Annotated in this window: 11 protein-coding genes and 2 pseudogenes; 7 read left to right on the top strand and 6 right to left on the bottom strand. The window is 40.6% G+C overall.

The genetic code is table 11. The features are described 5' to 3' along the window. Positions 1 to 5 precede the first annotated feature (5 nt). Complete coding sequence (locus GKR74_RS13325; protein ID WP_154603951.1) at positions 6 to 1,259, top strand: PD-(D/E)XK nuclease family protein; 1,254 nt, start codon at positions 6 to 8, stop codon at positions 1,257 to 1,259. Positions 1,260 to 1,410: 151 nt separating this feature from the next. Next, the gene (locus GKR74_RS13320; protein WP_154603950.1) at positions 1,411 to 1,626 is read left to right on the top strand and encodes a hypothetical protein; all 216 of its coding nucleotides are present in this window, start codon (positions 1,411 to 1,413) and stop codon (positions 1,624 to 1,626) included. 251 nt (positions 1,627 to 1,877) lie between these two features. On the opposite strand, the gene GKR74_RS18305 is transcribed toward GKR74_RS13320, so the two are convergent. Then, the gene (locus tag GKR74_RS18305; RefSeq protein WP_442959344.1) at positions 1,878 to 2,075 is read right to left on the bottom strand and encodes a nuclear transport factor 2 family protein; all 198 of its coding nucleotides are present in this window, start codon (positions 2,073 to 2,075) and stop codon (positions 1,878 to 1,880) included. Positions 2,076 to 2,287: 212 nt separating this feature from the next. Between GKR74_RS18305 and GKR74_RS13315 the strand changes: the two genes are divergently transcribed. Then, positions 2,288 to 3,262 carry an acyltransferase family protein gene (locus tag GKR74_RS13315; RefSeq protein WP_230089159.1) on the top strand — a complete coding sequence of 325 codons (975 nt, stop codon included), beginning with the start codon at positions 2,288 to 2,290 and terminating at the stop codon, positions 3,260 to 3,262. 87 nt (positions 3,263 to 3,349) lie between these two features. Here GKR74_RS13315 and GKR74_RS13310 read toward each other — a convergent pair whose 3' ends face one another. From GKR74_RS13310 to GKR74_RS13300, 3 genes and pseudogenes are all read right to left on the bottom strand, one after another. Continuing rightward, positions 3,350 to 4,585 carry a c-type cytochrome gene (locus GKR74_RS13310; RefSeq protein WP_154603948.1) on the bottom strand — a complete coding sequence of 412 codons (1,236 nt, stop codon included), beginning with the start codon at positions 4,583 to 4,585 and terminating at the stop codon, positions 3,350 to 3,352. Continuing rightward, positions 4,555 to 5,133: pseudogene (locus GKR74_RS13305) on the bottom strand ((2Fe-2S)-binding protein). Before GKR74_RS13305 ends, GKR74_RS13310 begins: the two are co-directional and overlap by 31 nt. Beyond that, a pseudogene (locus GKR74_RS13300) lies at positions 5,124 to 7,925 on the bottom strand (xanthine dehydrogenase family protein molybdopterin-binding subunit). The pseudogenes GKR74_RS13305 and GKR74_RS13300 overlap by 10 nt, the downstream one beginning before the upstream one ends. 207 nt (positions 7,926 to 8,132) lie before the next feature. On the opposite strand from GKR74_RS13300, the gene GKR74_RS13295 reads away from it, so the two are divergent. The 3 genes from GKR74_RS13295 (at position 8,133) to GKR74_RS13285 (ending at position 10,229) form a co-directional block, all read left to right on the top strand. Then, a complete protein-coding gene (locus tag GKR74_RS13295) occupies positions 8,133 to 8,693 on the top strand; it encodes a nucleotidyltransferase family protein (RefSeq protein WP_154603946.1) in 561 nt (186 codons plus the stop codon). Positions 8,694 to 8,718: 25 nt separating this feature from the next. After that, positions 8,719 to 9,684: an XdhC family protein gene (locus GKR74_RS13290; protein ID WP_154603945.1), complete on the top strand. Its 966-nt coding sequence runs from the start codon at positions 8,719 to 8,721 to the stop codon at positions 9,682 to 9,684. A gap of 89 nt (positions 9,685 to 9,773) precedes the next feature. Beyond that, entirely contained in the window at positions 9,774 to 10,229 is a 456-nt protein-coding gene (locus tag GKR74_RS13285) for a hypothetical protein (RefSeq protein WP_154603944.1), read from the top strand. Positions 10,230 to 10,359: 130 nt separating this feature from the next. Here the strand turns inward: GKR74_RS13285 and ychF are convergent, their stop codons facing one another. Both ychF and pth read right to left on the bottom strand, forming a co-directional pair. Further along, positions 10,360 to 11,451, bottom strand: a complete 1,092-nt coding sequence (ychF, locus tag GKR74_RS13280) for a redox-regulated ATPase YchF (protein ID WP_036954672.1) — start codon at positions 11,449 to 11,451, stop codon at positions 10,360 to 10,362. Positions 11,452 to 11,553: 102 nt separating this feature from the next. Then, positions 11,554 to 12,144: an aminoacyl-tRNA hydrolase gene (gene pth / locus GKR74_RS13275; RefSeq protein ID WP_036954667.1), complete on the bottom strand. Its 591-nt coding sequence runs from the start codon at positions 12,142 to 12,144 to the stop codon at positions 11,554 to 11,556. A gap of 309 nt (positions 12,145 to 12,453) precedes the next feature. Here pth and GKR74_RS13270 point away from each other — a divergent pair, with 309 nt between their 5' ends. Further along, positions 12,454 to 12,726, top strand: coding sequence for a DUF2583 family protein (locus GKR74_RS13270; protein ID WP_154603943.1), 273 nt, complete (start codon positions 12,454 to 12,456; stop codon positions 12,724 to 12,726). Positions 12,727 to 12,870 lie beyond the last annotated feature (144 nt).

Genomic DNA, 12,870 nt, shown 5'->3' with positions numbered 1-12,870 from the left:
AGGAAATGAATGAGTTTTGGGGATGCATGAATATATCGGAATTTTCTGATAACTATCAGAAATATAAAGAGATCAGAGAACAAGTTTATTATGGGGTGTGTAATAAGCATAAATCTATAAAAAAATTAGCTGCTGATGTCAGAAAAATGAAGGTACAGCTCAGTTATTTACAGCCTTATAATGCAAATTTACTGGATATTTTAGGTGTTAGTGAAAATGGGCATAGTGCAATTATTGGGAAGATTTTGCAGTTTAAACATGATGGTGTTAATGAGTTTATTCCGTCATTTATTTACCGTCTCCTACAGCAGCCGTTATATTTTAATGATAAGAAAATTAAAATTACAGTAGAAAAACACCGTATCGATATCATGATAAGAGATGATAAAAAGGTATTGATTATTGAAAATAAAATACACGGTGCCTGTGACCAACATGAGCAACTGAGGCGTTATATTGATATTGCAAAGCATTATAGGTATAAAGACGAAAATATTTATCTTATCTATATTCAGGGAAGCAAGTCAGACTATTATCCTAAAGAAAGCCTTTCCCATTATTATGAATCTTTTAAAGACCGTCTACGAGTTGCATCATTTCATACTGATATACTTTCGTGGATAGAAAACGATGTTGCACCTAATGTTCAGGAAAAGGATGAACAGTTATATTACTTTATCAACCAATATATTGACCATTTAAAAGGCATTTATTCCATAAGAATAAAGGATGAAAGTATCAATATGAAATTAAATGATTATATTTTTGAATCTATGCAGTTGGATATCAATAACAAAGAACAGAATATCATTAAGTTACAAGAGGATGTTAATGTTATCTCGGATCTACAAAATAGATTGAATCGCTTGCTTCAAGAACAAAAAGAATCAATTTTTGATGACTGGTTTGATAGTTTGAAAAATAATTATCCCGAACTAGATGTTAGGAAAAATGTGGGGGATCAGTTAACAAAAGTTGGGGTTATCTTTAATTTTAAAGGTAATGAAATATCTGCATTGATTGAGAAAAATAATAGTTCTATTTATTTTGGATTAGGGAAACATTTCACAGAAGATGACGAGCTAAATGCTGAAATGAAAAAGATAAGTACAATTATTTTAGATGGTGGATTTAAATCATCAGAATGGTGGTATGGATTAAAGTATACTAGTTATGAAAATGCATTTTCAGATCTTTGTCATATTATTGATGAGACACTAAATGTTATTAAAAAAATTAATGTTCTAATTTTTATATAGAACCAAGAAATACTCACGTGTCGAGTATTTCTTGGTTGAAATTTCAGTTTCATTATTTTTTGATTGTAACAACATGTTTGTTTTCGATATTTATTGATTTAGATTAATAAAAAATACAGTTAGTTCGTTACAGTAATGGAAATTTAATTGAATGGAAACGACTGTAAATTTTTATATTCAAAAAATTTTTAAAGAAACGGAAGATAATATTATTCATAAAGTAGGCTGCTTAGTGATGCCAACTATTCAAAGAGAATATCTTGGGAATTTTATGTACGTAAATCATGCTATCAAAAATGCGAAAAAGCAGGGGTATGGGGCTACTCAAGCTTGTTGCTTATGTAGCCCTACAATTACGTTAATTTAAACGCCAATTGAGCGTTTCTATTCCACATCTCTCAGCTTGATATGGCCTGTTCTCGGGTTAACCAAAGCTACGTTTTCCAGTGCGCGGATTTGCCATGCATCATTTTGCTTGGTTAGAACCGCCATAATGACCGTGTCAACTTTATGCGGACCAATAGGGTGCGCGTCTCCAGCCGATAATCGACTCCAAAAATGAACAATTACACTCTCTTCGCTTAAGGAAATAATATCGATAAGCTCATTCTTTATGGTTTAGTCACGATAGATAGTTTTGTGAAGGGGGATATGCATTTCGATAATTTCATTGATACCTTTTACATAATGTCCAAATCGATTTACAAACGTGGCATTAGCATGAAACAGCTCACCAAAGGCGTCCATATCATGGTGATTCCATGCAAATTCAAAGGATAAGGGGATATCTTCGGGATTTCTTACAAAATGATTCACAGGAAAATACTATTTTGGTTAGTTTGGTGTGTTATCAATACTAGACGAAATGCACGAATGTGGCAGGTAAGTGGAAAATTCTCTAAGACTTTTGGCAAGGATTAGATTATTACTATGACGTTTGTTAAATTAAGGGGAGTCATTTTAAAGTACACGAATGCTAATCGAATAATGATAAAATAGGGTAGAATATGTGTAATGGAACTCTCGCTATGCAGGTAAAAAATCGGCCTTTACCGAATTGGCAAACATTAAAATTAATATTGAGTTCTTTAATTGTCTTTAATTTTTATTTAAATTTTAATCCAGCTGTGAAATCCGATTATTCAATTTTGATTGAAATATTTGATTGGGTATTAATCCCGATGTTTGTCTTTATCGCTGCATATTTAAGTAAAGGGATTTTATGGCAAGGTTGGCGAGCCCATTTAATCCCACCTTTAATTATCTATTTCACATTTCAAACGATAGATGCGATCCCGCTTTATTTTACAAATCGATTAACTATCGAAGAATATTTACTGTTTCCTCAAAATGGTGTTTGGTTTTTCTTAGCGGTACCGATATGGCAAGCCGTTTTTTTATTACTACCTTCATTTATAAAGAATAATATTGGGGGAGTGTTCATCACCTTGCTATTATCCATCATTATTGCGTTTTTTTCTAAGATATACTTGTCGGATGTTACTGGTTTTTTAGCGATTTCCCAGTATTTTCCATTCTTTGTTATGGCTTACTTTTGTGATGATAAAAAAATAGCGTGGCTCAGACAAAATGTATTTTTTATCGTATCCGCAGTAATCGCCTTGGTTGCGATTTATATTTATACCTCTGTAGATGTTGAATCTGAGTTAATAAAGGTTCTAGGTGGAAACCAACTTGCTTATCATTTCTTTGAACATGTTTTTGTATTTCTAATGGGCGTGTTAATTTCTATTGCGGTGATTTGTATTGCATTATCGACTGAGCGATTTGTGAAAATAGCCAATAACGCATTAGGGGTATATTTAATTCATCCGATCATCTGTTTCTTACTATTGACTGGGTTAAATTCATTCTATATCGAAGCGGGTTTACCGCTTTTAATTTTGCTCACTCTCTTTACCATTATGTTAGCGTTAATTCTTGCCAAAAATTCGACCATTCATTGGTTTTTAAACCCTGAATTAAAGCCGAAAAAATCATAGAGGATAGTAAGATTAGGGATGGAAGGGGTCTATAAAATAAGGCTTACCGAATAATCTCGGTAAGCCTTTATTTAAGAGCAAAATGGCTTATTTACGCAGGGCCTTAACTTGCTCAGGGGTAACATCACCAGCTTGTCCGCCCCATTGAACGCGCAGGAAGTTGACCAAATCTGCGATTTGTTGGTCATTAAGCTTGTCGGCGAAACCTGGCATGCTTTGCATGTTTTGGTTATTTGGGAACTCTTGCTCCGGCAAACCATCTAATACGGCATTAATGAGATTGGTGCTGTCCACATCACGCAGGGTCGAATTACCTTTCATCGCCACTGCCACATTAGGTTTACCGCTGCCATCATAGGAGTGGCAACCTGAGCAACTTTCCAGATAAACCTGTTTACCTGCTGCGTTACCATCACCCATCTTGAGCGGTAATGTAGCTGGTGGATTATCACCCATTAAGTAGGTCGCAATGGCCTTATTATCTTCCGGGGTTAAATGTTGCGTGCTGAGGTAAATAACCGGATGCATATCGCTGTAGGCTGAACCTTGCGGCGCTAATCCTGTCATGAAGAACTGCTGGAGATCCTCTTTTGTCCAGCCACGAGCAGCGAGGGCGTCAGGGGTAATGTCAGGAGCAGTGAAACGGCCTAATGCGCCGCCTTTCATATACTTATCTAGCTCCATTTCTCCGAGTGCGCCTCTTGGGGTGTGGCATTCAGAACAGTGTTCAAGCACATTGACTAAATACTTTCCTCGTTCCCATTCTGGAGAACTGCCTTGGGAGCTATTCGGCAATGGTTTATCATTGAAAAATAATAGGTTCCAGTCAATCATCGCCATGCGTTGGTTTAATGGGAAAGGCAGTGAGTTTTCTGGTGGTGCGACATCAACCGCTGGGCGACTCATTAAATAGCTGTAGATAGCGTCAGAATCACTGCGAGTTATCCCTTTATAGGAGGTATATGGCATCGCAGGGTAGAGGTTTTTGCTTGGTGGCGAAACACCCTCAGTTAATGCTTTATGGAACTCTTCTTTTGTCCAACGGCCAATCCCATAGTCAGCAGAAGGCGTTAAGTTACTGCTATAAATAGTGCCAAAAGGCGTATCGAGAGGAAAACCGCCCGCTAAAGGCGCGCCGTTTGCGCTGGTGTGACATGCTGCACAGTCACCGGCAAGCGTTAAGTAACGACCACGCTCAATTTCCTCGGCACTCGCGGTGACTTTTTGTACAGGGCCGTCGGGTTTACGACTCTCATACCAATACAGAATCGCCCAGACGACGATAGCTATCGCTATCAACCATAAAATAATACGTTTGATCATTTTATCGTCTCCTTGATTAGTCCCGGAGTACTCATCACCACATCACGCACTGCTTCATAATAACGAACATAACCTGTACAGCGGCAAATGTGATTATTTAAAGCCGTTTTGATGGCTTCTTCTAGCTCTTCTTCGGCAATCGGGTTGCGTTGCAATTCCTCAACGAAAATCGTTGCCGCATTGACAAAGCCTGGGGTGCAGTAACCACATTGGAAACTAAAATGGTCGATAAACGCTTCTTGTACAGGGGATAATTTAACGTCACCATTTTCTTCTTTGGTGGCTGCCCCTTCGATGGTACGAATGCTTTTGTTATTGAAAAAGTGTGCGCCTGTAATGCAGGTACGAACTTCTTCGCTGGTGCCTGATGGGTTATCCAAAATCACCACACAAGCGTGGCAAATACCTTGACCGCAGCCAAGTCGTGACCCTGTGAGGTCAACATACTCATGAAGAAAATCAATCATCATGAGACCTTCAGGTACATCCATCGGCCCATATTGTTGACCGTTAATGTTGATGGTGAGTGGTAGAAAATTTAGGCTCATGATAATACCTCTAGAATATCGTTAGGGCGAACAGGCAGACTCAAGAAATGGTGCCCTGTAGCATCAGCAATCGCATTGACGATGGAAGAAACGATAGGGATCATAACAACTTCAGCGACCCCTTTTGGTGGGTCGGTATCGGATAACCCCGGCAGGATTTCGCTAGTTTGTTTCCAAACCGCAACATCATTTGCGAGGGGTAAGTGGTAACGGTTAAAGTTCCACGTTCCATTTCCGGGTCCATCTTCATAGAGAGGTAAATATTCATGGAGCGCGTGACCAATCCCCATCGCTAATCCACCTTGAATTTGCCCTGAAACCAGTTGAGGAACAATTAAGTTTCCGCATTCAACCACGGTATGGTGGTCGAGTAATTCGACATGACCCGTGGCTTTATCAATGGCAAGTTCAGATAAGGTAGCAACGGCGCTGTAATAGGTAACGCCAGCATTGTTTCTTTGAGTATCAGGGTAATACGCTTTTTCGCGATGCCACACTTGATAATCTTTGTCTGCAAATCGTAGGGAAAGACCATCAACAGGAAGGCGGCGGGTTTCATCATTAATTTTGAAATCAGCTTCAGCCCATTCCCAGCGGTTAAAGACATGGCAAACTGCGCCAGTTAAACCGCCCATCTCAAATGTACGGTCGATTAAGCGTTGTAGGCTCAGCACTTCTAGTCCATCAGCGGTGAGACCATTGGCGACCCAACGGGCATCTTCACGACGAACCACGAGCGGAGCTGCTTGCCCACCACCAATGCCTTCTTGCCAAATTGACATTGCCGCTGGCCACAAACCATATTCAAAGACTAATCGAGCTGCTTCTTCCGTACTGTGGGTGAAATAATAAGCGGAGTTACTGGCACTGGCTGGAGAGCAGTAATTTGGTGTCCAGAGCGGGTTAGTGGCGAGGCGCTCTTGTTCATCTTGCGCCATAGCAAATGGGTTTCCTGTCGAAATCATCGGCAGAACTGACCAATCTACAACTGAAAAATGAGCTTCTTCCGCAGGCTTACCTAACCACTTGGCACAAACTACGGCTTGGGATGTGGACATCCCCGTACCAATCTCTGCACCACTATGATAAATGGCTATTTTTCCTTCAGACGTGAGTTCAACGCGCGCAAAGGAGGATTCAGCACCTGTACCGAAGTCTTTTTGAACGCAAGAAATGCCGGTACCAAATAGTTTGCCTGCATTTTTAGCTTCAAAGTCGGCTTTACGTTTCGCTCTTTCTTTCCACATTGGATGCTCAGCGCAACGGCTTAGCACTTCATCTGCGCGAATTGCACCACCGGGGATCGCCCCTTGGGTATTCTTCATTCCTGACTTGATGATGTTATTCAGGCGAAACTCAATAGGGTCGGCCTTGAGTAATTTTGCGGCTTCTTCCATGATCATGTCAGTGGCAGCCATAGCCTGTAACGTACCATAACCACGGGCAGATCCCGCATCAACCGCACGAGAAGCGATACCCACAGCGGATAAGTCACTGCGAGGAATATAGTAGATGGCTTGGGCGCCGGTGGCCGCAACCATTACAACGGAAGGTGTAAAGTTACATCGACCACCGCCATCCCCAATAAATGAGGCGGAAAGTGCTTCAATTTTATGGGTTTTCTTATTGACTGCGAGGGTGTAGTCCATGTCAAACGCATGGCGTTTGATGGTGGATTGGAACTGTTCATAACGGTCGTTGGCTAAACGGATCGGAACGCCATCACCATACAGAGTTGCCATCGCACCATAATAAGGGAATGGGGTGTGATCTTTCGAGCCATAACCCACCGTAAAGCATGGATGTAAGAATATTTGCTTTATCGGGAATTTGGATTTTGCGAGCATTTCAGGCAGTGATGCGGCCACTTCTTGCGGGGATTGGGTTGGGATCACTAAATGAAAAGATTGTGTTTTTGCATCATACCAGCCATTGGCGTTATCGGGTTCGAGCGCTGAGGTATCAATAGATTGCGAGAAGTATTTACGCTTGATAACCAGCCAATCTTCTGGCGGATTTTCTAACTGTTTTGCGAGTTCATCCGCATAATACATGCCTTCTTGATCAAGCTTTCCACCTTCACGACCTTCAGGCCAGATTGGGAGATGCTTTTTCATTCCAATCGGGGAGATAGGCATATCTTTCATGCTGGAGTATGTATCAGGTGAGAATGGTGTTTCTCCGCCGATACGAACCCCACGATAAGTTCCCCAAGGATCTCGCAGTAATGGTCCCGTATAAGCACCATATTGGATGACATCATCGTGGAATTTGAGTGTCTCTTTAGCGAAGTTAAATTTGGCAAAATCATGATAAATCAGTAACGCGACGGCTTGCCCTAAGTAAGCAGGGGTTTTTCCTGTCGGTAATAGTAAATCTTCACCATAGAACTCCGGGAAGGCGACGCCATCTTTTTCTAAATCACTGGCGGTAACAATACGGTCAGGCATTAAGCCATCATTAAGTCGTTCGAGATTAAAACCTTCGTAGATTTTATCGGCTTGGGTGACACGTAGAAGAAAGGCGTGCCCTTGTTGTTTGGGCCAGTGAGGGATATCGCGGGCTCGAATATCTCTTGCAAAGACTTTTTCACCTTGCACTTTGGCATAGCCATCAATTCGGAATTTGATTTTTTTATCGACAGGGTTCCAGTCGGGAGCCTGAAGAATTTTTTCCTCGAATAGCACATCAAAAGCTCGGCTATACAAAGGGGCGATATAACAAGAGATCCCCGCAACAACAGCACATTTGATAAAGTGTCTGCGGGATAGTCCGACATGGTTATTGCTCATAATATACCCTTACACTTATTTTCATTGCTTCAATTATTATTTTTTATTTCATTGCTAGTTTCGTAATATAAATATTTATATATCCAATAATTTTCTATCGAAATATGAGTAGAATTGGATGGATAATAAAAATGATGACGATTAGCATAATCTGCATATTATTATTTATAATATAAACAATAAAATTAATTATGTATAATGTAAACCATGAATATAGGTATATTAATATTGGCAGCAGGAAAAAGTGAGCGTTTTCAACGTGCTGGTGGTGAAGGAAGTAAATTAAATTATCGAATTGACCAACAAACTGTGTTCGAAAAAACGCTTGTAAATTCAATGAATAGTGAACTGCCTATTCATGTGGTCACTCGCGCTGATAATGTGGGTGTCATTAACAATTGTTTACATTTTAATATTCCATTTTCCGTATTAAATAGCCATGGGCTAGGGGAATCGATTGCGTTAGGCGTAAAAAATACCTCTAATTGGAGTGGCTGGTTAATTCAGTTGGGGGATATGCCATATATTTCTCACGAAATATTTATTCGAGTTGCGAACGAATTAAAAAATTATTCATTAGTACGACCTGTATATAAAAACATACCGGGGCATCCTGTCGGAATATCAGAAAAATATCGACAAAACTTGCTTAATTTATCGGGCGATGATGGCGCAAAATCAATATTACATCATCAATTGGTTTACGAAATGCAGATAAATGATGAGAATGTGATTAAAGATATTGATTATCTTCCGAATAAAAACTAAGAATAAAAATCAATAGGGACTGAATATGCTACGTGAAGATGTTTCCGTGATTTCTCAAGCAATTAAGTGGGCAACGGATGAGCCAGTCTGGTTATGCACTGTGCTGAATACGTATGGTTCATCGCCGCGAAGCCCCGGCTCTTTATTGGTCGCTAAAGGAGATGGGATGTATGTAGGTTCTCTGTCTGGCGGCTGTATTGAAGAGGATTTTTTGCAACGAATTCAGCAAGGTCATTATTTAAAAGATAGCCAAGTTGTTCGCTATGGTCAGGGCGGGGTGGAAGCCAAAGTTAATTTACCTTGTGAAGGGAGTTTAGATGTTCTTATCGAATATTTACCCTGTAACCCGCATTCTCATCAATACCTCTCACAGATTCAAACAGCACTGCTCGGTTATACCGCCATCATCAAAAAACTGACACTCCCCCTGCGAAGTGAAATCACGACGGTGCCAAATTCACAGCATCCCACTCACATTGAGCGCAATGGTGATGAGATCCAGTTTTATATCATGGCGCCACCCAAGCTGATAATTGCGGGTATCTCTAATGTCGGCGTTTACTGCGCTAATTTTGCAGTCACATTAGGTTTTGAAGTGATTCTTTGCGAGCATCGCGATGACGAATTGTTGCGTTTTGCAGGGCAAATTGCAGAACAAGTTGAGATTAAAAAAATATTCCCCGCCCGCTTTTTAGAAGAGAATCCAAGCGCATCCAATACCGCCATTGTATCTTTGACTCACGACCCTCGTATTGATGATTTAACATTAATGGAAGCAGTAAACACATCTGCATTTTATATTGGCGCAATGGGATCAACCCGAACCAGTGCCAAGCGGCGAGAGCGTTTATTAAACTCAGGGGGATTAACGCTTGAAATGCTAGACCAGATCCATGCGCCTATCGGTATTCCAATTGGCAGTAAAACGCCACCAGAGATTGCGTTAGCGATTATGGCCGACATAGTGGCGCATAAGAATGGGCGGGGTTAGTATTGTTATGGGCGAGTATTGCCCATTTCGAGTCGGGAAAATAAATAGTGGGAAAGGTATGGCTATTTTAAAACATGGAAGGATTCATAATGCGTTCTAAGCTCATTCACCAATGGAAGTACAAAAGGAGAGCTAGGCTGTCTTTCTTTGGGGCAGAGATCCTTTGGTCGGTAGTTTTAGGCATCATTCAGGCATTAGTCTATCAATGGTATTTGAGTGCTCATCCAGAGGATGCAAGTTTAGTTTTTCAAAGTAATTTTTATCATCAATTCTCTTTTAGTCTGTTTGGTTTGATGGAAGCGGTATTTGCTATTATCCAAATCTACATATTTACACTTCTTCTGACGCAACGAGTTAGGGATATTGGCATTAAATATCCATTTATGATTTCGCTTGTTTTTACATCAGCATCATTATTTTTAGCACCATTAAGTATGTTTAATTCATCGACTCTTTCAGTAGTATTGATGTTTATTCTGCTGATTGGGGCGTTGATTGCTTTATTTACACCATCAGCGCAGGAAAAAGTATCAGTAAAAAGGTGATGAATTGAACAATATAGTGGTTATTTGAAGTGAAGAATTGTGAGCTTAAATTAAAAAAGCAGCTTAAAACCAAATCAGTTTTATGCTGCTTTTCTCTTTAATAACGACTTTTTAATAAGAAGATATAGGCTTACACGTTAAACAAGAAGTTCAATACATCGCCATCTTTAACGATGTAATCTTTACCTTCTGCACGCATTTTACCCGCTTCTTTCGCGCCTTGTTCACCACGGAATTTGATGAAATCTTCGAATGCGATAGTTTGTGCGCGGATAAAGCCTTTTTCGAAGTCAGTGTGGATTTTACCGGCTGCTTGCGGAGCAGTTGCGCCAACAGGGATAGTCCATGCACGCACTTCTTTAACGCCAGCGGTGAAGTAAGTTTGCAGGTTTAATAACTCGTAACCTGCGCGGATCACACGGTTCAGACCTGGCTCTTCAATACCTAAATCAGCCATAAACTCATCGCGCTCTTCATCGTCAAGCTCGGCGATGTCAGATTCGATAGCCGCGCACACAGGCACAACAACAGAACCTTCGGCTTTAGCAATTTCGTAGACTTTGTCTAAATATGGGTTATTTTCAAAACCATCTTCATTGACGTTAGCAATGTACATGGTTGGCTTCAGGGTTAAGAAGCTTAAATAACGGATTGCGGCTTTATCTTCAGCGGTTAAATCTAGTGAACGCAGCATGCCAGCTTGTTCTAAGTGTGGCAGGCATTTTTCCAGCGCTTCTAATTCCGCTTTTGCGTCTTTATCGCCGCCTTTTGCGCGTTTTTGTACGCGGTGAATAGCGCGTTCACAAGTATCTAAGTCAGACAGTGCTAATTCAGTGTTGATCACTTCGATATCAGCAGCTGGGTCAACTTGGCCAGCAACGTGGATGATATTGTCATTTTCAAAACAACGAACAACGTGACCAATCGCTTCTGTTTCACGGATGTTAGTCAGGAATTGGTTACCAAGACCTTCACCTTTCGATGCGCCTTTTACCAGACCCGCGATATCAACGAATTCCATCGTGGTTGGCAGGATGCGCTGAGGCTTCACAATTTCAGCTAATTGATCAAGACGTGGGTCTGGCATTGGCACAACACCCGTGTTTGGTTCAATTGTACAGAAAGGGAAGTTGGCTGCTTCGATGCCGGCTTTGGTCAATGCATTAAACAGAGTGGATTTACCCACGTTAGGCAGACCAACGATACCGCATTTAAAACCCATATGTTTCTCACCTTAATAGCGGGGGCAGGCGAGTGCTGCCCCTAATGTTTAGAAAATTGGCGCTGATTATACACAAAAACTCGTGTTTGATGAAATCAACTCTTAGGCTGTGGCTTTAAAACCATGTAAGCGATTGATAGCTTTGTCCATTCCGTCGGATAACAGGATGTCCGTGCAGCGCACAGATTCATCAATCGCATCATCAATAAGCTTCTGTTCAGACAGCGGTGGCTTGCCTAACACGAAACCAACAACTTTGTTTTTATCGCCTGGGTGCCCAATACCAATGCGTAAGCGGTAAAAGTTCGGGTTATTGGCAAATTTACTTTGAATATCTTTTAAGCCGTTATGTCCGCCGTTACTGCCACCGAGTTTCATTTTGGCTACACCTGGTGGTAAATCGAGCTCATCATGGGCGACTAAAATTTCATCCGGATTAATGCGATAGAAATTGGCTACTGCTGCGACGGATTTACCGCTCAAGTTCATAAAGGTGGTCGGAACCAGCAAGCGAATATCATTGCCATTAAGATTGATGCGAGCCGTATAGCCAAAGAATTTAGGCTCTTCTTTTAACGATTGGTTATGGCGTTGTGCCAGTAAATCAACATACCACGCACCAGCGTTATGGCGGGTTTGCGCATATTCAGCGCCCGGATTGGCTAATCCAACAATTAATTTTATTTTACTCACGGGGACTTTTTCACTGTCAATGTATAGAAATTGGCGACTAGTTTACCTTGTGTCGGGGTGGATGTACAAAATTGTCATTGATAAGATTGCGCTAGTGATAATTAGTTTATGAATTATTCGTCAATACTATCATCAGTTGTTAAATTGATAAAAAGCACTTTTTGAGTAGATATCCTTAAACTCTTCTATACATGTGAAGCTTATCGCAAATAATTTTACTTAAAGAGCTATACTCTTTACATAAATATAAAGTTTTATCGAACTTTTCTTCAATGCTTGCGTATCAGTTTACTGATATTGGAGGTAGATATGAAACGGAAAATGGTTACTCTCATTGGTAATGGCTTGATGGGTTTGGGTATGGTGATGATGGGAGGAAGCATCGGTTTAAACCTGTTTTCTCATATTGTTGATTTAGGGTTGTCCGATGACATCATCAATGGCTCACTGTTTGGGATCTTTATCGGTGCGTTGGTTTGGTTAGTGGGCGCAAGAATGGGCGGTAAAGAGAAAGTGGAAGACCGTTACTGTTTGGTGAAACGTCAATTTCATTCCCGTAACGATAACCACCGCTACCCATAACGGGTTAGGCTGAAGTTCATTTGAAGTTTATCAATAGAGATGAACAGAAGTGTATTATTGAAAATAGATAAAATCTAAATAAGAGTGAAATTCGATATCAATGATTTCACTCTTATTTTTTGTCTAAAACCATGTAAAGCGAAG

Source organism: Providencia sp. wls1914 (assembly GCF_009706645.1).
GTDB classification, from domain to species: Bacteria; Pseudomonadota; Gammaproteobacteria; order Enterobacterales; family Enterobacteriaceae; genus Providencia; species Providencia zhijiangensis.
Note: the sequence above shows the minus strand (reverse complement) of the source record. Positions and strands in the feature narration are given on the sequence as shown.

Coding starts and splice junctions, on each gene's coding strand:
- GKR74_RS13325 (WP_154603951.1), top strand. CDS start 6: ATGAATGAGTTTTGGGGATGCATGAATATATCGGAATTTTCTGATAAC.
- GKR74_RS13320 (WP_154603950.1), top strand. CDS start 1,411: ATGGAAACGACTGTAAATTTTTATATTCAAAAAATTTTTAAAGAAACG.
- GKR74_RS13315 (WP_230089159.1), top strand. CDS start 2,288: ATGCAGGTAAAAAATCGGCCTTTACCGAATTGGCAAACATTAAAATTA.
- GKR74_RS13310 (WP_154603948.1), bottom strand. CDS start 4,585: ATGATCAAACGTATTATTTTATGGTTGATAGCGATAGCTATCGTCGTC.
- GKR74_RS13295 (WP_154603946.1), top strand. CDS start 8,133: ATGAATATAGGTATATTAATATTGGCAGCAGGAAAAAGTGAGCGTTTT.
- GKR74_RS13290 (WP_154603945.1), top strand. CDS start 8,719: ATGCTACGTGAAGATGTTTCCGTGATTTCTCAAGCAATTAAGTGGGCA.
- GKR74_RS13285 (WP_154603944.1), top strand. CDS start 9,774: ATGCGTTCTAAGCTCATTCACCAATGGAAGTACAAAAGGAGAGCTAGG.
- ychF (WP_036954672.1), bottom strand. CDS start 11,451: ATGGGTTTTAAATGCGGTATCGTTGGTCTGCCTAACGTGGGTAAATCC.
- GKR74_RS13270 (WP_154603943.1), top strand. CDS start 12,454: ATGAAACGGAAAATGGTTACTCTCATTGGTAATGGCTTGATGGGTTTG.